Consider the following 18481-nt stretch of genomic DNA (forward strand, 5'->3'; position numbering starts at 1 on the left):
GACCCTTCGCATGTGCGGAATTGCAGGCATCTTCCATCTTGAAACGGCCAAGCCGGTCGATCCGGCGCGGGTCGGGCTGATGCTGGACGCCATGCCGTGGCGCGGACCGGACGACAGCGGCATCTGGACCGCGCCGGGCGTGGGTCTGGGCCATTTGCGCCTGTCGATCATCGACCTCGGCAGGGGCGCGCAGCCCATGCTGACGGAGGATGACAGCCTGGCCGTCGTCTTCAACGGCGAGATCTACAATTTCATGGAGGTGCGCGCTGAGCTGGAGGCCAAGGGCCATGTCTTCCGCACGCATAGCGACACCGAAGTCATCCTCCACGGCTATCGCCAATGGGGCGAGGCCTGCGTCGAGAAATTCAACGGCATGTTCGCCTTCGCCCTGTTCGATGCGCGGGCGCAGGCGCTCTGGCTGGCGCGTGATCGCTTGGGGGTGAAGCCGCTCCATTATGCGCTGCTGTCGGACGGGAGCCTGATCTTCGGGTCGGAACTCAAGAGCCTGCTCGCCCATCCGTTGCTGCGCCGCGCTCCCGATCTGTCAGCGGTCGAGGATTATCTCGCTTACGGTTATGTCCCCGACGACGCCTGCATGGTCGCGGGCGTGCGCAAGCTGGGCGCGGGCGAGACCTTGCGCATCGTGCGCGGACGGCCCTTGCCGCAGCCGCAGCGCTATTGGGACATCAGCTTTGCCGATCGCAGCAAGGCGAAGCCCGAAGCGCTGGAGGAGGAGCTGGTCGCGCTGATGCGCCAGGCGGTGCGTTCGCGCATGGTGGCGGATGTGCCTTTGGGCGCATTCCTGTCGGGCGGCGTGGACAGCAGCAGCGTCGTCGCCCTGGTGGCCGAGGCGTCGAAACAGGCGGTTAAGACCTGCACCATCGGCTTCGACGTCAAGGAACTGGACGAGACCGCCTATGCCGACCGGATCGCGCGGCGCTTCGCCACCGATCATCGCACCCGGATCGTGTCGCCCGACGATTATGGGCTGATCGATGCGCTGGCCCTGCATTTCGACGAGCCTTTTGCCGACGCCTCCGCGCTGCCCACCTATCGGGTGTGCGAGCTGGCGCGGGAGCAGGTGACGGTGGCCCTTTCTGGGGACGGCGCGGATGAGGCCTTCGCCGGCTACAGGCGGCATCGCTTCCAGATGCAGGGGGAAAGGCTGCGCGGGCTGATCCCGGCTTCGGTGCGCCAGCCCTTGTTCGGGACGCTGGGGCGCTATTATCCCAAGGCCGATTGGGCGCCGCGGGCCTTGCGGGCCAAGTCGACCTTGCTCGAACTGGCGGGAGAGGGCGGGGAAGCCTATGCCGCCTCGGTCGGGGTCACGCCTCATGCGCTGCGGCAGCGGTTGTTCAGCCAGGACATGAAGACCCGGCTGGGCGCCTATCGTGCCGAGGATCGGTACGTCAAGACCATGGCCGAAGCGCCTGCCCGCGACCCGCTGGACCGGGCGCAATATGCCGACCTTCGCATCTGGCTGCCCGGTGACATCCTGACCAAGACCGACCGGATGAGCATGGCCGTTAGCCTGGAGGCTCGGGAGCCGCTGCTCGATCACCGGCTGGTCGAGTTTGCGGCCCGCCTGCCGGTCGCCCAGCGGATTCGCGGCAATAGCGGCAAATATCTGCTGAAGAAGGCGATGGAGCCCTATCTGCCGCAAGACATTCTCTATCGGCCGAAAATGGGCTTCGTGACGCCGATCAGCGCCTGGTTCCGCGGGCCGCTGGCCGGCGAGGCTATGGCGATCGCGGGAGGATCGGCGCTGGCCAAGACCGGCTGGTTCGACCCGAAGATGCTGGGCAAGGTCGCGGCGGATCACAAGGCCGGGCTGGCCGATCATGGGCGGCTGTTGTGGCAGTTGCTGATGCTGGACAAGGCTTTGACGCGGCTCTTTGCCCTTTGATCCGGGCAATAGGTGCTCCTGCGCAGGCAGGAGCCCAGTTTGGACGTCGCGATCTTATGCAAGGGCGGACTGGGCTGTCGCGAGCCACTCGTCTCGCTCCAGTGCCTTCGCAGGAACGCGCTGCTCTCTATTCAAACCCTTGCAAGCGATGCTGAGCAGTGCCAACGGAGCAGGCACGCTCAAGCTGATCAGGGTCCCCAGGTGACAGTCTCCAAGGAAATCGTGCGGGTGCGCCTGTACCTGCTGTGTCTGCTGGGGGACATGGCGGGGCTTTTCCTGTCCTTTCTGCTTGCGAACTGGCTGGTGCTGGGGGCATTTTCGGGCGAGCCGGGCAAGCCCCACGGCCTGGTCATGTTCGCGATGATCGCGCCGCTGTACGTGCTTCTTGGCGTGCAGGGCGGCGCTTACGGCATCCATATGCTGGAGAATCTCCGGCGTGGCATTTTCCGTGGATTGCTGGCCTTGGCGCAGGCGGCGATGCTGATGCTGCTGATCGTCTATCTGGGCAAGATCGCGGAGCAGTTGTCGCGTCTCACCTTCATCGTCGGACTGGCCCTTTCGGCGGTCAGCGTCACCATGGTGCGGCTCGCTATCGGTCGCCTAGGCGCGCAGCTCTTGGGCGAGGTGCCGCATCTGACCGTCGTGATCATGGACGGCGTGGCGATCGACACCGGCCCGCATATGCATGTGATCGAGGCCGCCGCCGCGCAGCTTTCGCCCAAGGGGCATGATGCCGACATGGCTGCGCGTCTGGCCGCCGCCGTGGGCATGGCGGAGCGGGTGATCGTCGCCTGTCCGATGGAGCGGATGGACGACTGGTCGGTGGCGCTGAAATCGCTTTCGGCGCGGGGCGAGATCGTCGTGCCGGAACTGCTGCGTTTCGCCCCGGCGCGGGTGGACGAGTTTGACGGTCAGCCGACGATCATCGTGGCGGGCGGGCCTTTCCAGTTCCGCGACCGGCTGATCAAGCGCTTCTTCGACATCGTCGTGGCGACGGTCGCGACCATCGCGCTCTCGCCCGTGCTGATCGCGGCGGCGCTGGCGGTGAAGCTGACCAGCCCCGGCCCGATCATCTTCCGCCAGCCGCGCATCGGCCGCGATGCCCGGCCGTTCAGCATCTACAAATTCCGCTCGATGCGGGCCGAAGCCAGCGATCATAAGGCCGACAAGCTGACCGGACGCGACGACGACCGAGTGACGGCGGTGGGCCGCTTCCTGCGCAAGACCAGCATCGATGAACTGCCGCAGCTTTTCAATGTGCTGCGCGGCGATATGAGCATTGTCGGTCCGCGCCCCCATGCCGCCGCCGCCAAGGCCGGGGACAGCCTTTATTGGGAGGTCGACGATCGCTATTGGGAGCGGCATTGCATTAAGCCGGGCATGACCGGTCTGGCGCAGGTGCGCGGCCATCGGGGGTCGACGGATCACCATCAGGATCTGATCGACCGGCTCCAGTCGGACCTGGAATATGTCACCCAATGGTCGATCTGGCGCGATCTGCGCATCATCTTCGCGACCATCGGCGTGCTGGTTCATCACAAGGCCTATTGATGGACGCGGTCGATCTCGTCGCCGGGCTGGTGCTGCTGTTGTCGCTGGTGGCCGTGGCGTGGCCATTCCTCATCTATCCGCTGGTTTTGCGCGCCCTGCCGACCCGGCCGGAGCAGCCGGTCGCGGGACCGGTGCCATCCGCCTCGCTGCTGTTCTGCGCCTATAATGAAGCGACCGCGATGCCTGAGAAGCTCGCCAATCTGGCGATGCTGAAGGCGCGTCACCCGGAGCTGGAAATATTGGCGTTCGACGACGGCTCCTCCGACGAGACAGCGACACTGATCGCGGCGCAGCGCGATCTGGTGACGCTGCTGCGCGGGCCGGGGCGGAGCGGCAAGGCGCATGGCATGAAGCTGCTCGCGGCGAAGGCTCAGGGCGATGTGCTGATCTTCACCGACGCCAATGTGATGCTGGACGCCGATGCGATCGGCAATTTGCTGGCGCGCTATGCCGATCCGGAGATTGGCGGCGTGCTGGGATCGCTCCACTATATGGGCGATGGGGAGAGCGCGACGGCTTCGGTCGGTTCGCTCTATTGGCGGATCGAGGAAAGGTTGAAGGATGAGGAATCGCGCACTGGCAATGTGCTGGGAGCGGACGGATCGATCTTCTCGATCCGGCGGGAGCTTTATCCGGAATTTCCCGACAGCGTGCTCGATGACCTGACCGTATCCATGGCGGTGGTCTTTGCGGGCAAGCGGCTGGTCAAGGCGAAGGACGTGATCGCGCGCGAGCGGCTGGTGGCCGGGCGGGGCGACGAATATCGGCGCAAGGTGCGGATCGCTGCGCGGGCCTGGCATACGCATAGTCATTTGCGGCCTCGGTTGCGTCGGATGGGGCGGTTGGACCGCTTCAAATATGGCTCGCGCAAGATCGTCCGCTGGTTCGGCGGCATCTTCATTCTGACCGGAATCGTTGCAGCGGGGACGCTGGCGATGCGGATTTCGCCTACGCTCTACATGATAGGCGGCCTGACGGGCGTGTTCATTCTGTGGCGCGGTTTGCGGTCCAAGGGCGGGCCGTTCGCGGCGGTGGCGGATATAGTGATTGCCTATTTCGCGACGCTCCAAGGGGTGGTTAAGGCTATGACGGGTCGCACCGTCACCATCTGGAATCCAGCCAAGTCGCGCTGAAATATGCCGAAGCCTTTATTGTCATTCCCGCGCAGGCGGGAATGACGGGGGGTGGGCGACCGAACGCCATGAATCGCTCGCCAAAGCGTCGGCATATTGTATAGGCGAGCGATCCTTTAGCGGAGCCAAGGCGTGATTACTTTCCAGCGGGTGGCGAAAGCCGCCGGCAAGCATCTGACCCGGACCATGCTGGCCGTGCGCAAGGCGCTGGGCGGGCGGGCGAACCGGGGTTGCCCGGCTTGCGGGCAGACAGTGGTCGGCTTTTTCCGCTATGGCGACAATGGCGAATGGGGATGCCCGAATTGCGGCGCTTCTCCCCGCGAGCGGCTGATGAACCATCTGATCGCGAACCATGTGCTGACCGTGCCGGAACAAGGTGCTGTGCTGCACATGGCGCCCAATGAAGCCAGCCTCGTGCGCCGCTTTTCCGCCGCCGCTGACTATATACCCGCCGATCTCGATCCGGGCCGTTACCATGTGCCGAACATGCGGCGCGTCGACTTGATGGCGCTCGATGACAGCGAGCGCTACGACCTGTTCTACGCCAGCCATGTGATGGAGCATGTGCCCGACGACCATGCCGTGCTGCACAATATCCACCGCGCCCTGAAGCCGGGCGGCGAGGCCTGGCTGATCGTCCCCCTCTGGAACAAGCCGACCGAGGACGGCAGTTTCGACATCCCGCCCCGCGAACGCGAACGGCGCTTTGGCCAGTGGGATCATGTGCGTCAATATGGCCCGGATTTTGCCGACCGCATCCGCGCCGCCGGCTTCGACCTGGAGGAGATCGACGCCAGCGGCATCGATGCCGACACGCGGCATTATCATGCGCTGGACGACCGGCTGTTCCGCGCCCGCAAGCCGCTGGGAAGCAGCGCCCGGTGAGCGAACCGCTCGGCAGGGCGCTCGCCCGGATGGAGGCTTCGGCCCGCATCCTTGCCCTGATCAAGCTCGCCAATGTCGGGCTGACGCTGATCTGGGGCTTTGCCGTCACCTATGTCTTCGTGCGCGTCCTGCCGCTCAGGGAATTCCAGTCCTTCCTGCTGCTGGTGGCGTTCGGCAATTTCACCATCTCCGCTGAATTCGGCCTCACCAGCATCATCTATGCGCGGCTGCGGCGGCATTGGTTGGGAAATTTGGGGCTGGGTTTGGAGAAGGATGAGGCGGGCGGCTTCCGGCTGGAGGAAATGGGCGTGCTGTTCCTCTTCCTCGGCCTGCTGATCATTGGCGGCTTGGCGATCCTGCTGGCCGCTTTGGCGCTGGGCGGGCTGCATACCGGCATGCCGCTGCTGTTCCTGCTCTTCTTCCTTTCGGCCTGCATCAACCTGCCCGCGCTGCTCGCCAAAAGGGCGCTGGCGGCGGTGGACGGCAATTTCCTCTGGGAAGCGCTCGATTGCCTGCGCCGGGTGATGACGATCGCGCTGCTGCTGTTCATCCTGCAAGGGCTGGACCCGCGCCTGTCGGTGGCCTTGCAGCTTTGCGTCAGCGTCGCCGTGATCGGCTATGCCATAGCGCTGGTGCATCGGCGCCTGGGTATGGGGGCGTGGCACTGGCTGTCCTTCCGGGTCGGCGGAGGGCATGTCCGGGCCCATTATCTGCGCGACATCGGGGCATCGGCGGCGTTCACCATCTCGGAAATCCTGGCCTATAACGCGCCCTATTTCACCATCGCCGCCGCGACCCAGGATGCCCGGCCGATGCTGATCTTCGACTTCTTCTTCAAGATGTCGCGGTCGCTGTCGATGCTGGTCCGGGCAACGGTAGAGGCGGCCTTGCCCCGGATCACGCGGGCCTTTCATGCGGGGGACAGGGCGCGTTTGCGCCAGTTGTTGGGGCGGGCGCTTGGGGTGGCCCTGTTCTTCGCGCTGGGCGCTTCGGGCGCTCTGCTGCTGCTTGGGGAGTGGCTGTTCGCCAAGCTGTTCGATGGCCGCGCGGCGATCGACCGGGTCGACCTGCTGCTGATCGGCGGCGCTTTGCTGGCGCTCGCGCTGATCTGCGTGTCGGTCTATGTGCAGGGCGCGCTCGGGCGGTTCACCCTGTTGCTGGGGCGGTCATTGCCCTTTCTGGCCGGTTCGCTGCTGAGCGTGCCGTTGGCGCGGATTTTCGCGCCTGACCGGTTCGATCTGCTGTTCCTGATCCTCTATACGCTGACCCTGGTCGTCGCGGCCGCCATCCATGGCCTTTCGCTGCGCCAGTTGATGGGAAGCCGTGCATGAAAGTCGCCATGGGCGATCCCTCGCTGTTCACCGGGCGCTATGACGACAGCCTTTGCGCCGCGTTGGCGGCGGAGGGGGTGGAGGTGACGCTGCTCGGCCGGCCCATGCGGGCGACCGATGCCATCATGCCGCAGGGCTACCGCTATGATGCGCGCTTCTTTCGCCGGAGCGAGGCGCTACGCGACCGGATCGGTGAGGGGCGGGCCTTTCGCCTGCTCAAAGCGGCCGAATATGGACTGAGCTGCGCCATGGGCGATCTGAGCGCCTTTTCCGGCGCTGACGTCGCGCATATGCAATGGCTTCCGCTGGCCCCCGCCGACCGGATGATGCTGCGGCGGTTGAAGGGCAGGATGGCCCTTGTCCACACCGTTCACAATGCAGACGCCTATCATGCCGATGCCGGGGTGCAGGGCAGGGGCTATCGCGAGCTGCTGGACATGTTCGACGCGCTGATCGTCCACGGCGGGACGACCCGCGAGGCGCTGGAGCGGCAAGGGGTCGATCCGGCGCGCATCCATGTCACGCCCCATCCGCCGATGCGCCTCGCCCCGGCCGGGTCGGACGATCTGGCGCAAGTGCCCGACGCCGCCCTGCCGCGCCTGCTCTTCTTCGGCACGATCCGGCCCTATAAGGGCGTCGATCTGCTGGTCGAGGCGTGCCTGTCGCTCTGGCGGGCGGGGCATCGCTTCGAACTGGCGCTAGCGGGCAAGCCCTTTATGGACATAGCGCCATTGCTGGACAGAGTGCGCGAGGCCGGTTTTGGCGAGCGGTTGATTGCCGATCTGGGCTTCCTCACCGAACAGCGGCTCGACGCGCATATGGCGAAGGCGGACATATTGGTCTTTCCCTATCGGCATATCGACAGCAGCGGCGCTTTCCTGTCGGCGCTGCACCATGGCAAGGCGATGGTCACGTCCGACGCAGGCATGTTCGCGGATCTGCCCGAAGAGGTTGCCGTAAGGGCGCCTGCGGGAAATGCGCCGGCGCTTGCGCAAGCCCTCTTGCCCCTCGTAGAAAGCGCGGCCATCAGGCAGGCTTTGGGAGCGCGCGCGCGCACCTATGGAGATTCAATGGGCAATTGGAAGGACATGGCGCTGGCCACCATCGCCATCTACCGCAGCGTGATCGCAGCATGAGCCGCTATGTTCGTGAACTGCGCGACCGGGCGCTGGCGGTGCGTCTGGCACTGGGCGGCCGGGTCCATCAATATCCCGAAATCCAGGCGCTGCGCCGGTTTCTGAGCGCCTTCGCGGTGGATTGCGTGTTCGACGTCGGCGCCAATCGCGGCCAATATGCGACGATGCTGCGGAAGGATGCGGGGTTCAAAGGCACGATCCTGTCCTTCGAACCCAATCCCGATATTTTCGCGGAACTGGAACGAAGCGCCGCGTCCGACAGCAAATGGCATGCGTTCAACATGGCGTTGTCCGATTTCGACGGCACGGCCAGCTTCAACATCATGGCCGCCGATCAGTTCAGCTCCCTGAAGAAGCCGTCCGGAGAACAGGATGCGATCTTCGCGGAGCGCAACAAGGTGACGCGCACGGTCGAGATGCAGTGCCGCCGCCTCGAAAGCCTGCTGCCGGAGCTGAGGAGCGCCCATGGCTTTGCCCGGCCCTTTCTGAAGATGGACACGCAGGGCCATGACCTTTCCGTCTGCGAAGGCGCGGGCGTCCTGTTGCGCGAAATAGCCGGGGTGCAGACCGAACTCGGCGTCCGGCCGATCTATGAAGGCGGCACCGGCTATCGCGCGATGATCGACTGGCTGGGCGAGCGCGCTTTCGTCCCTTCCGCCTTCTTCGCCAACAATAAGGGGCATTTCCCCCTGCTGGTCGAGATGGACGGCATTTTCGTCAACCAGGCGCTGTTGCCGCAGGACCGCTGATGTTCGCGTCGCTGCGTCCCATCAGCGCCACGCGTCTGTTCCTTGCGGGGGCGATCGGGCTGACGCTCTGGCTGGGCGCGAGCTTCCTCTGGCATGTGACCTATCGGCAGGGCATCAGCCTGGCCGTCATTCTGTTTCTCGATCAGGATTTCCCCGCGTTGCTGGGCGGGCTGCTGTTGCTGACGCTCGCCGCGCCCTTTGCCGAAGGGCTGGGCTGGCATCTGCCCTTGCCTCGTGCGCGGGTGATGGTGCCGCTGGTCCTGCTGTTCGGGCTTGTCGCCTGGGCGGGGCATTATTGGCTGTTCCAGGACTATTCCATCTCCCGCGACGAGGAAGTGGCGCGCTTTGCCGCCGCCTATATGCGGGAGGGGTTTCTGGCGCGGCCCATTCCGATGGAGTGGGAAGCCTATCGCCGGGCGATCATGCCGGAATTCTTCTCGCCCTTCGGCGCGGCGGATTATTGGACGGCGGCCTATCTGCCGGTGAACAGCGCGATCCAGGCGCTGTTCTGGCAGTTGGGCGATCCCAATCTGGCGGGCCCCGCGCTGCTGATGGCGGGGCTGTTCGCGCTGTGGCGGGTGGCGCTGCATCTGTTCCCGGATCGGCCCGATGCGGTATGGGTGACGATGCTGCTCGCGCTGTCCTCGGCGCAGCTCTGGGTCACGGCGATGACGCCCTATGCCATGACCGGGCATTTCGCGCTCAACATGGTCTGGCTGGCGCTGGTGCTGCGCGGTGGGCTGGTCGGGCATCTGAGCGCCGGGGTCGTCGCGCTGGCGGCGGCGGGGCTGCACCAGTGGCATTTTCCGCCGATCTTCATCGCGCCCTTCATCCTCTGGATGCTGCTCGGGCGGCGGTGGAAGATCGCGATCTTCCATATCCTCGTGCTCGCGGCGATCGTTATTGTCTGGGCGAAGCTGTGGCCCGCTTTCCTGACTCATGTGCTGGGTCAGCCGACCGACGTGCGCCCTTCCGCGGGCGTGGCGGACAAGGTGGGCAGCCTGTTCGAGCGGCTGGGCGACCGGTGGCAGCCGCTGGTCAATCTCAGCCGTTTCGCCGCCTGGAACAATATATTGATGGTGCCGCTGGCGACGCTGGGCGTGTTCGCGATGCGCTGGCGCAAGGCGATCCGGGGGCAGGAGATCGCGCTGCCCCTTGCCCTGGGCTGCTTCGCGGGATGCGCCCTGGCTTTGGCGCAAGGCTATGGCTGGGGCTATCGCTATGCCCATGGCTTCATCGGGCCGTTCTGCCTGCTGGCGGGGCTGGGCTGGGCGCGCTTCCGCACGGGAGCGATACGGCCGGTGTTCCTGGGGGTAGGGATCACGCTTCTCAGCAGCGCTTATCTCGTCTGGCGCACGCACATCTTTGTGGCGCCCTATGCTGCGAGCCACCGGATGATCGACGCGTCTCAAGCTGATGTCGTGCTGGTCGATCCGCGTGGCGGGCTTTACGTCACCGACCTTGTGCGGGGGCGCAATGGCGTGCCGGGCAAGCCGATGGTGATGAACCTGGGCATGCTGACGCTCGATCAGGTCGACAATCTCTGCAAAAATTATGTGGTGGAGCTGTTTGACCGGGCGGAGTTCCGGCCTTTGGGCGTGCCTTTGGCGCGGTGGAATTTGGGGCGGATGGACGCCCTGCGCGCCCATATGAAGGAACAGGATTGCGACAAGCCGGTCCAGCCGCCCTTGCCGGAGACGGAGGAAGAAGCCTTCAACGCGGCGGGTGATGTGCTGTAGCGCGCCCCGTGCTCCTGCGCAGGCACTGGAGCGAGACGAGTGGCTCGCGACTGCCCAGTCCCGCCGTTGGTGATATGCGCTAGCGTTTGGACTGGGTTCCTGCCTGCGCAGGAACACGGCGCTTCCAATGGCGAGCTACTGCCCCTTCACATAAACCCGCTTGCCGCCGATCCAAGTCTCCAGCACCTGCGTTGCGCGGATGTCGTTCGCGCTGGCGGCGGAAATATCCCGGTCAATCAGCACGAAATCCGCCCGCTGTCCTGGCACCAGACTGCCGAAGCGCTTCTCCGCGAAGCCCGCATAGGCCGCCTGCCGCGTGAACCCATCCAGCGCCGCCACGAAGCCCACCCGTTGCTCAGGCATCCAGCCGCCCGTTGGCTGCCCTGACGCATCCTCGCGGCTCATGGCGGCGGCGATCCCGGCGAAGGGGTTGGGGCTTTCTACCGGCACGTCCGACCCGAAGGCGAGGGGCACGCGATTGTCCAGCATCGCCTTCCACGCATAGGCGCCCTTCAGCCGGGCCTCGCCCAGTCGCGCCGTCGCCATGCGCCAGTCGGACGTCTCATGTACCGGCTGCATAGAGGCGACGATGCCGAACTGCCCAAAGCGCGGCAGCTCGGCCGGATCGACGATCTGCGCATGTTCGATGCGCCAGCGCCGATCGCCCTTGTAGGTTTCGCTGAGCTCCTGAACGGCATCCAATATTTCGCTGTTGGCCGCGTCTCCGATGGCGTGCACCGCGATCTGGAAATTGTCCATCGCCGCCCGACTCATGATGTTGCGGAGCTGGGTCGAGGGGATCATCGGCAGCCCACGCTGCCCCGGCGCATCGGCATAGTCCGCCTTCAACCAGGCCCCGCGCGATCCCAGCGCGCCGTCCAGGATCAGCTTGATCCCGCCCATGCGCAGATGGTCGTCATAGAGCCAGGGCGTCGGCTCCGGCCCGGCGATCAGCACCATGTTGTCAAGGCCATAAGCGTAGGAGATGATCCGCACCCGCAACGCCCCGCGATCCGCCGACCGCCGGAACGCCTGCCAATCCTCGATGCTGGTGCCCATGTCGGCAATGCCGGTGATGCCCTCCCTCAGCAGCGCCTGCTGCGCCTTTTCCAAGGCGATGTCGCGATCCTTGGGGGCAGGCGGCGGGACGACCCGCGTCACCAGCTCCATCGCCTTGTCCACGAACACGCCCGCAGGCTTGCCCGCCGCCATTTCGATGCGTCCGCCGGAAGGAGCCTTGGTCGCGGCGCTGATGTTCGCCGCCTTGATGGCCAGCGAATTGGCCCAACCCGCATGGCCGTCCACCCGCTCCAGCCAGACCGGCACATCGCTGACCGCCGCATCCAGTTCGGCGGCGGTCGGGAAGCGGCCAAGCCCCCATATCTCCTGGTTCCAGCCCGTGCCGATGATCCATTTCCGCCCCGGATTGGCGGCGGCATAGGCCCTGATCTTCGCCTGCGCATCCGCCAGCGATTTGGTATCCGACAGGTCCAGCGTGATCAGCGACAGGCCATAGCCCATGACATGGCCGTGCGCGTCGATCAGGCCGGGGATCAGCGTCTTGCCACCCGCATCCAGCTTGAAATCGAGGCGCTTGGCTTGAACCGGCTCCGGCTCATTCTTCCTGCGCTTTTTGGGGCGCACATATTCCGGTTCCTGATAACGATCGGGCAGCAGCCTTTCGACCTTGCCCTCATCGTCGACGGTCAGCGCCTTGAAGCGCACCAGCCGCCCATTGGCGTCCAGCGCGATGCCGTTCACATTGTCGATCACGCCCGAAGCCAGCGCCACGCCGGGCAGGGCAAGCGCGGCAACCGCCGCCAGCAGCGCAGCCCTCATGCCCGCGTGATCCGCCGCACCAGCGCGCTGGTATCCTGCCGATGCCCGCCCATCGCCTGCACATCGGCAAAGAACTGATCGATCAGCGCCGTCACCGGCAAGGTCGCGCCATTGGCCCGCGCTTCCTCCAGCGCCAGCCCCAGATCCTTGCGCATCCAGTCCACCGCGAAGCCGAAGTCGAAACTGTCCGCCGCCATCGTCTTCCAATAATTGTCCATCTGCCAGCTTTGCGCCGCGCCGCCTGAAATCGCATCGAAGGTCTTGTCCAGGTCCAGCTCTGCCGCCTGCGCGAAACGCAGCGCTTCCGCGAGGCCCTGCACCACGCCCGCGATGCAGATTTGGTTCACCATCTTGGCGGTCTGGCCCGCGCCGGCGCGCCCGACATGGACGATGCGCGGCGCATAAGCCTGCATCACGATCCTGGCCGCAGCGACCGCCGGTTCGCTGCCGCCGCACATGATGGCAAGGCGGCCCTTTTCCGCGCCCGCCTGCCCGCCCGTCACCGGCGCGTCGACGCAATGCAGCCCCCGGCTTTCGCCCTCCACGAACAATTGCCGCGCAATGCGCGCCGATACCGTCGTATGGTCGATGAACAGCCCGCCGGGCTTCATCGATCGAAAGGCGCCGTCGCGGCCCAGAGTGATCTGGCTGAGGTCATCGTCAGTGCCGACGCAGCTTATGACGATCTCCGCATCCTCGGCCGCCTTGGCCGGGCTGATCGCGACCGCGCCGCCATAGGCCTCCGCCCAGCGCTTCGCCTTGCCGATGGAGCGGTTGTAGACGGTGAGCTGATGCCCGGCCTTCGCCAGATGTCCCGCAATTGGGCCGCCCATGACGCCCAGGCCGATAAACGCGATTTTAGCCATATGCCTCGATCAGTTAGATGCGCGCCCGCAAGCCATAGGCAGAGTTTTCCGTCAGTGCCAGTTCCTTCCGCCGCAATTTTCGGTTAGGTGCGCACCCATGAACACGCTGACCAAGATCGAGAGCGCCACGCCGCTGCCCATTTCCGTCGACGACATATTGGCGGCGCGGGTGCGCATTTCGGGCTCCGTCGTGCATACCCCGACGCTGGTCAGCCAGACGCTGTCGACCATGTTCGGCTGCAAAGTCTATCTGAAGTTCGAGAATCTCCAGTTCACGGCGGCCTATAAGGAGCGCGGCGCGCTCAACCGCCTGCTGCAACTGGACGAGAAGGCGAAGAAGAAGGGCATCATCGCCGCATCGGCTGGCAACCATGCGCAGGGCCTGGCCTATCATGGCAAGCGTCTGGGCGTGCCCGTCACCATCGTGATGCCGACCACCACCCCGACGGTGAAGGTCACGCAGACGCAAGGACATGGCGCCACGGTCGTCCAGTTTGGCGAGAAGTTCGACGACGCCTATGCCCATGCCCGCAAGCTGGAGGTGGAGCAGGGCCTGACCTTCGTCCATCCCTTCGACGAGCCGGACATCATGGCCGGGCAGGGCACGGTTGCGCTGGAGATGCTGGAGGACGCGCCGGAGATCGACACGCTGATCATCCCGATCGGCGGCGGCGGCCTGTTTTCCGGCGTGGCGACGGCGGCCAAGGCGATGAAGCCGGACATCAAGGTCTATGGCGTGCAGGCTGAGCTGTATCCCTCGATGTACGATTATATCAAGGGCGCGAACCTGCCCTGTGACGGCGACACGCTGGCGGAGGGCATTGCCGTCAAGCAGCCGGGCGAACTCACCCGCCGTTTCGTCGAGCGGCTGGCCGACGATGTGCTGCTGGTCAGCGAGCGTCATCTGGAGGAAGCGGTGAGCCTGCTGCTCCAGATCGAAAAGACCGTGGTGGAGGGGGCGGGAGCCGCGGGCCTCGCCGCGCTGCTGACGCACAAGCAGGAGTTTGCCGGGCGCAAGGTCGGCCTGATCCTGACCGGCGGCAATATCGACACGCGCCTGCTGGCGAATGTCCTGCTGCGCGATCTGGCGCGATCGGGCCGGTTGGCGCGGTTGCGGATCATCCTTCAGGACCGGCCGGGCGCGCTGTTTCATGTGGCGCGCATCTTCGACCAGGAGGCGGTCAATATCCTCGAACTTTCGCACCAGCGGATTTTCACCAATCTGCCGGCCAAGGGCCTCAGCCTCGACGTCGAGTGCGAGACGCGCGACGGCGCTCATCTGGAGCGCCTGATCGCCGCGCTGCGTGAAGTGGGCTATGAGGTTGCGCCGATCGAAGTCGCCTAGGGTGTGGGGATTCAGCCCATGGCGGGCTGCAAATCGCGGCTTTCTGCGCTTCCGGTGCTCACGACCTTCATGGTCGCTGCGCGCCGGTTCTCGAAATCCACGATTTTCGCCTCACCCTGAGCTGAATCCCCACACACCCTAGGCCGGGCAAGGGGTTGGGGACGAAGATGGGTGGGTGGCAGACGGCTACTTGCGCCGTTTTCCAGAAACATACCGTGCTCTTGCGAAGGCAGGAGCCCAGTCCTGCCTTCCGTCTATCATCGCATCGTTTGAACTGGGCTCCCTGCCTTCGCAGGAGCATGGTGTGCATAACGTCCGCAACCGGCCATTTCCGGCCTATTCCATAAGTCCCTGCTTCTTCTCTGCCGCTTAACCATTTTTCGTGGTAAATAAACTTTTCACAGCGGCCCGCGGACGGCATAGTCGACTCATGAATCAGGGGTCGGGCAGCGCTGTGGGGGAGATGCGGTTGTGAGTGCGCCTTTCCGCTTTCCGCGCTTCTTTGTGACCAACCCCAGCCCTTGCCCCTATCTGCCGGGCAAGAGTGAGCGGAAAGTGTTCACCGAACTGAGCGGCGACAACGCATCGGAGCTGAACGACGCGCTTGGCCGCATCGGCTTCCGCCGCAGCCAGAACGTCGCCTATCGCCCAAGCTGCGCGGATTGCTCCGCCTGCGTGTCGGTGCGCGTCGTCGCGGGTGAGTTCGAACCCAATGCGACCCAGCGCAAATTGCTGCGCAAGAATGAAGACCTGGTCATCACCGCTTGCAAGCCCTGGTCGACGGAGGAGCAGTTCGCGCTGCTCCAGCGCTATCTGCGTGCGCGTCATCCCGGCGGCGGCATGACCGAAATGGATGAGATGGACTTTGCCGACATGGTCGAACAGACCCCGGTGGAAAGCCATGTCGTCGAATATCGCGAACCGGGCGAGGATGGCCGTCCCGGCAAGCTGATCGGCGCCTGCCTGACCGATCGGCAGGGCGATGGCCTGTCGATGATCTACAGCTTCTTCGATACGGAGCTGGAGCATCGCAAGGGCCTCGGCAATTTCATCATCATGGACCATATATTGCGCGCGGCGAAGGCCGGGTTGCCCTATGTCTATCTGGGCTATTGGGTCGAGGGATCGCAGCGGATGCAATATAAGATCCGCTATCGGCCGCTGGAAAGACTGAGCCGCAACGGCTGGACCCGGTTCGATCCTGAGGAGCAGGTTCAGGCCGTGCGGGAGGCGGAGAGCCGCGATGAGCCCGCGCTGCCGCGTGAACTGGCGGCGATCTTCCGCAAATAGCCGCATCATCTTGATCGCTGAGCATCGGTCCGTCTCAATCCGCGTGGTTGGCCGGGAACGGCTTTGCGCCGTTGCGGATTGATTTCACGCTACGGCATTGGAAAGCTTATTTAACTTTTTACGCTACTGCATTCGGATGGATGGCAGGAACAGCGATGGATCAGGGCCGGTAGATGGACCGTTTTGCTGATCGCAGATTTGGCGGATTTGCTTCCGAACTGGCTCAGGACGGGCTGGAATGGGATGCGTTTCATTACCGCAACGAATTGCTCTTCTCTCCGGTCTTTCAGCGCGTCTCGCCGCCGCTGATTCGCTGGATCGCGGATTCTCGCGGGCGCGTCTTGTCGCGGGAGATCGCCTCGGAGCTATTCGCGCGCCATTTTTACTCCGACATGACGGGCAATAGCTGGCGCGCCATGCTGGACCGGCGCGACTGCAAGGCGCTGGCCGACGCGGCGAAGCAATCGTCCAGGCCCGGCCCGATTCCCGTCCGGATGCGTACCGTGTCGGGGGAGACCAGATCGGGGATCGTGCGCATGACGCTGGTCATGGAGCCGGACGAGGCGCCGCTCTGGTACGGCACGCTAGAGGATATTGACGAGCGCCATGACCGGGATCGCCGGGCCTTGGCCGATGCGCTGGCGGAAAGCCGGCAGCATTATCGCTGGTCGGTCGAACTCAACCCCCAGGTGCCCTGGACCGCCGCGCCCAACGGTGCGATCGAGGAAATCGGGCCGCGTTGGCAGGATTTGACCGGCATGGCCCCGGTCCAGGCGCAGGGCGTTGGATGGATCGATGCGCTGCACCCCGACGATGTCGAACGGACGATGGCGATCTGGTCGAAAAGGCTGCGCTCGGGCGACCCGGTGGATGTGGACTATCGGCTGCGTCTGGCCGACGGCAGCTATCGCTGGATGCGCTCGCGGGCGTCGGCGCGACGGGACGCGAAGGGCCGGATCGTGCGCTGGTACGGCACGCTGGAGGATATTCACGCGCAGAAGCTGGCGCAGCGTGAACTGGCGGACAGCGAGGAACGGTTCCGCCTGGCGGTGCAGTCGGCGCGCCTGGGCATTTGGGATTTCGACGCGGTCGCGGGCACGCGGACATGGTCGCGGGAGTTCCGCTCGATGCTGGGCCTGTCCGATACCGAACCGGCGACCAGCGAACTGGCGCTAAGGCTGGTGCATCCGGAGGACCGGTCCCGCCTGGCCGCGATGCTCGACGCCGTGGCAAGCGATCGCATGCCGCCGCATTTCGAGGCGACGCTCCGGGTATACAGGGCCGATACCGGCGCCCTGCGTTGGATCAAAAGCGTCGGATGGAGCAGTTTTTCGGATTCCGGCCGGCCGCTGCGCGTCATCGTCACCTTCCAGGACGTCACGGAGGAGAGGAGCAGCGAGGAACGTATCCGCTGGGCCGCGACTCATGATCCGATGACCCGCATGCCCAATCGCGCGCTGTGGCAGGCGACGCTGGACGACATGACGGAGCAGGCTCGCCGGACGGGCGAGAGCTTTGGCCTGATCCTGGTCGATATAGACGATCTGAAACGGACCAACGACATGCTGGGCCATGATGCGGGCGATGCGCTGCTTTGCGGTTTCGCCCAACGGTTCGCCTCTTGCGCGCCGGCTGACGCCATGGTCGGGCGGCTGGGCGGCGACGAGTTCGGCATGATCGCGCCGTCGCTGGCCAGTTGCGCGGCGCTGGCGGAATGGAGCGCCGAATTGCTGGGCGGCGTGCGCGCGCCCTATGTCCATAATGGCCGCTCGCTTGATTACGGCATCAGCATGGGCGGCGCCGTATTTGGCGAACATGGCAATGACGCGGCCGAATTGCTGAAGGCGGCGGACCTGGCGCTTTACGCATCGAAATCATCGGGACGGGGCCGGTTGACGCTCTTCCAGTCGCAACTGCGCGCCGAAGCGCAGCAGCGCAGTTCGATGATCCACATGGCGCGGCAGGCCATAGCGGACGATCTGGTGGTGCCCTATTATCAGCCCAAGTCCGATATGAAGACGGGCCGGATATTGGGTTATGAAGCGCTTTTGCGTTGGCAGCATCCCCGCACCGGCGTCCATGCGCCCGACAGCATCGCCGCGGCGTTCGACAATGCGGAAATCGCCGTCGAACTCACGGAAAAGATGCTGGCCAAGGTGGTCCGCGACGTCGATCGCTGGCTCAGGGCGGGCTATGATCCGGGCCGCGTCGCCATCAACGCTTCGGCCGCCGATTTCATGCAGCATGACTTTGCCGGCTATGTCCTCGACCATCTCGCGCGTTGCGCCATCCCGCCGCAGCGGTTCGAGGTCGAAGTGACGGAGACGGTGTTCCTGGGCCGTGGCGCGGAGCAGGTGGAGCGCGCCCTGCATCGCCTGTCCGCGGCGGGGGTGCGGATCGCGCTGGACGATTTCGGCACCGGTTACGCGTCGCTCAGCCATTTGAAGCAATATCCCGTCGACGTGCTGAAGATCGATCGCAGTTTCATCAACAATATCGAACAGGATGCGGGGGACGCCGTCATCGTCGACGCCATCGTGAAGCTGGGCAGCAGCCTGGGCATGGAGGTCGTGGCCGAAGGCGTGGAGACGCCGGGGCAGGTCGACCTGCTGATCGCGCGCGGCTGCACCATCGGTCAGGGCTATCTGATGGGCCGGCCGCGGCCCTGGGCGGCGGTGCGCTCGCAGGCCGCGTAAGGTTTTACCTACTCA

13 protein-coding genes are annotated in these 18481 nt (G+C 65.0%); 11 read left to right on the forward strand and 2 right to left on the reverse strand.

What is annotated here, in order from left to right; all coding sequences use genetic code 11:
• Window positions 1-10: 10 nt before the first annotated feature.
• The 8 genes from HUK72_RS01675 (at window position 11) to HUK72_RS01710 (ending at window position 10430) form a co-directional block, all read left to right on the forward strand.
• A complete protein-coding gene (locus HUK72_RS01675) occupies window positions 11-1906 on the forward strand; it encodes an XrtA/PEP-CTERM system amidotransferase (protein ID WP_176595246.1) in 1896 nt (631 codons plus the stop codon).
• Window positions 1907-2107: 201 nt separating this feature from the next.
• A complete protein-coding gene (locus HUK72_RS01680) occupies window positions 2108-3457 on the forward strand; it encodes a sugar transferase (RefSeq protein ID WP_176595247.1) in 1350 nt (449 codons plus the stop codon).
• Entirely contained in the window at window positions 3457-4590 is a 1134-nt protein-coding gene (locus tag HUK72_RS01685) for a glycosyltransferase family 2 protein (RefSeq protein WP_176595248.1), read from the forward strand. Before HUK72_RS01680 ends, HUK72_RS01685 begins: the two co-directional genes overlap by 1 nt.
• A gap of 132 nt (window positions 4591-4722) precedes the next feature.
• Complete coding sequence (locus tag HUK72_RS01690; protein WP_176595249.1) at window positions 4723-5475, forward strand: methyltransferase domain-containing protein; 753 nt, start codon at window positions 4723-4725, stop codon at window positions 5473-5475.
• A 29-nt stretch (window positions 5476-5504) separates the two neighbouring features.
• Window positions 5505-6806 carry a hypothetical protein gene (locus HUK72_RS01695; protein WP_176597692.1) on the forward strand — a complete coding sequence of 434 codons (1302 nt, stop codon included), beginning with the start codon at window positions 5505-5507 and terminating at the stop codon, window positions 6804-6806.
• Window positions 6803-7942 carry a glycosyltransferase family 4 protein gene (locus tag HUK72_RS01700; protein ID WP_176595250.1) on the forward strand — a complete coding sequence of 380 codons (1140 nt, stop codon included), beginning with the start codon at window positions 6803-6805 and terminating at the stop codon, window positions 7940-7942. Before HUK72_RS01695 ends, HUK72_RS01700 begins: the two co-directional genes overlap by 4 nt.
• Complete coding sequence (locus HUK72_RS01705) at window positions 7939-8691, forward strand: FkbM family methyltransferase (RefSeq protein ID WP_176595251.1); 753 nt, start codon at window positions 7939-7941, stop codon at window positions 8689-8691. The genes HUK72_RS01700 and HUK72_RS01705 overlap by 4 nt, the downstream gene beginning before the upstream one ends.
• Window positions 8691-10430, forward strand: a complete 1740-nt coding sequence (locus tag HUK72_RS01710) for an MFS transporter (RefSeq protein ID WP_176595252.1) — start codon at window positions 8691-8693, stop codon at window positions 10428-10430. Before HUK72_RS01705 ends, HUK72_RS01710 begins: the two co-directional genes overlap by 1 nt.
• A 135-nt stretch (window positions 10431-10565) precedes the next feature.
• Here HUK72_RS01710 and HUK72_RS01715 read toward each other — a convergent pair whose 3' ends face one another.
• Window positions 10566-12269 carry an amidohydrolase gene (locus HUK72_RS01715; protein WP_176595253.1) on the reverse strand — a complete coding sequence of 568 codons (1704 nt, stop codon included), beginning with the start codon at window positions 12267-12269 and terminating at the stop codon, window positions 10566-10568.
• Window positions 12266-13135 carry an NAD(P)-dependent oxidoreductase gene (locus tag HUK72_RS01720; RefSeq protein ID WP_176595254.1) on the reverse strand — a complete coding sequence of 290 codons (870 nt, stop codon included), beginning with the start codon at window positions 13133-13135 and terminating at the stop codon, window positions 12266-12268. Before HUK72_RS01720 ends, HUK72_RS01715 begins: the two co-directional genes overlap by 4 nt.
• A gap of 97 nt (window positions 13136-13232) precedes the next feature.
• On the opposite strand from HUK72_RS01720, the gene HUK72_RS01725 reads away from it, so the two are divergent.
• From HUK72_RS01725 to HUK72_RS01735, 3 genes are all read left to right on the forward strand, one after another.
• A complete protein-coding gene (locus tag HUK72_RS01725) occupies window positions 13233-14480 on the forward strand; it encodes a threonine ammonia-lyase (RefSeq protein ID WP_176595255.1) in 1248 nt (415 codons plus the stop codon).
• A 471-nt stretch (window positions 14481-14951) separates the two neighbouring features.
• On the forward strand, window positions 14952-15770 hold the full coding sequence (locus tag HUK72_RS01730) for an arginyltransferase (protein ID WP_176595256.1): 819 nt from the start codon (window positions 14952-14954) through the stop codon (window positions 15768-15770).
• A 173-nt stretch (window positions 15771-15943) separates the two neighbouring features.
• Window positions 15944-18466 carry an EAL domain-containing protein gene (locus HUK72_RS01735; protein WP_176595257.1) on the forward strand — a complete coding sequence of 841 codons (2523 nt, stop codon included), beginning with the start codon at window positions 15944-15946 and terminating at the stop codon, window positions 18464-18466.
• The last annotated feature ends 15 nt before the right edge of the window (window positions 18467-18481 follow it).

Source organism: Sphingobium sp. 15-1, from assembly GCF_013375535.1.
Taxonomy (GTDB): Bacteria; Pseudomonadota; Alphaproteobacteria; order Sphingomonadales; family Sphingomonadaceae; genus Sphingobium; species Sphingobium aromaticivastans.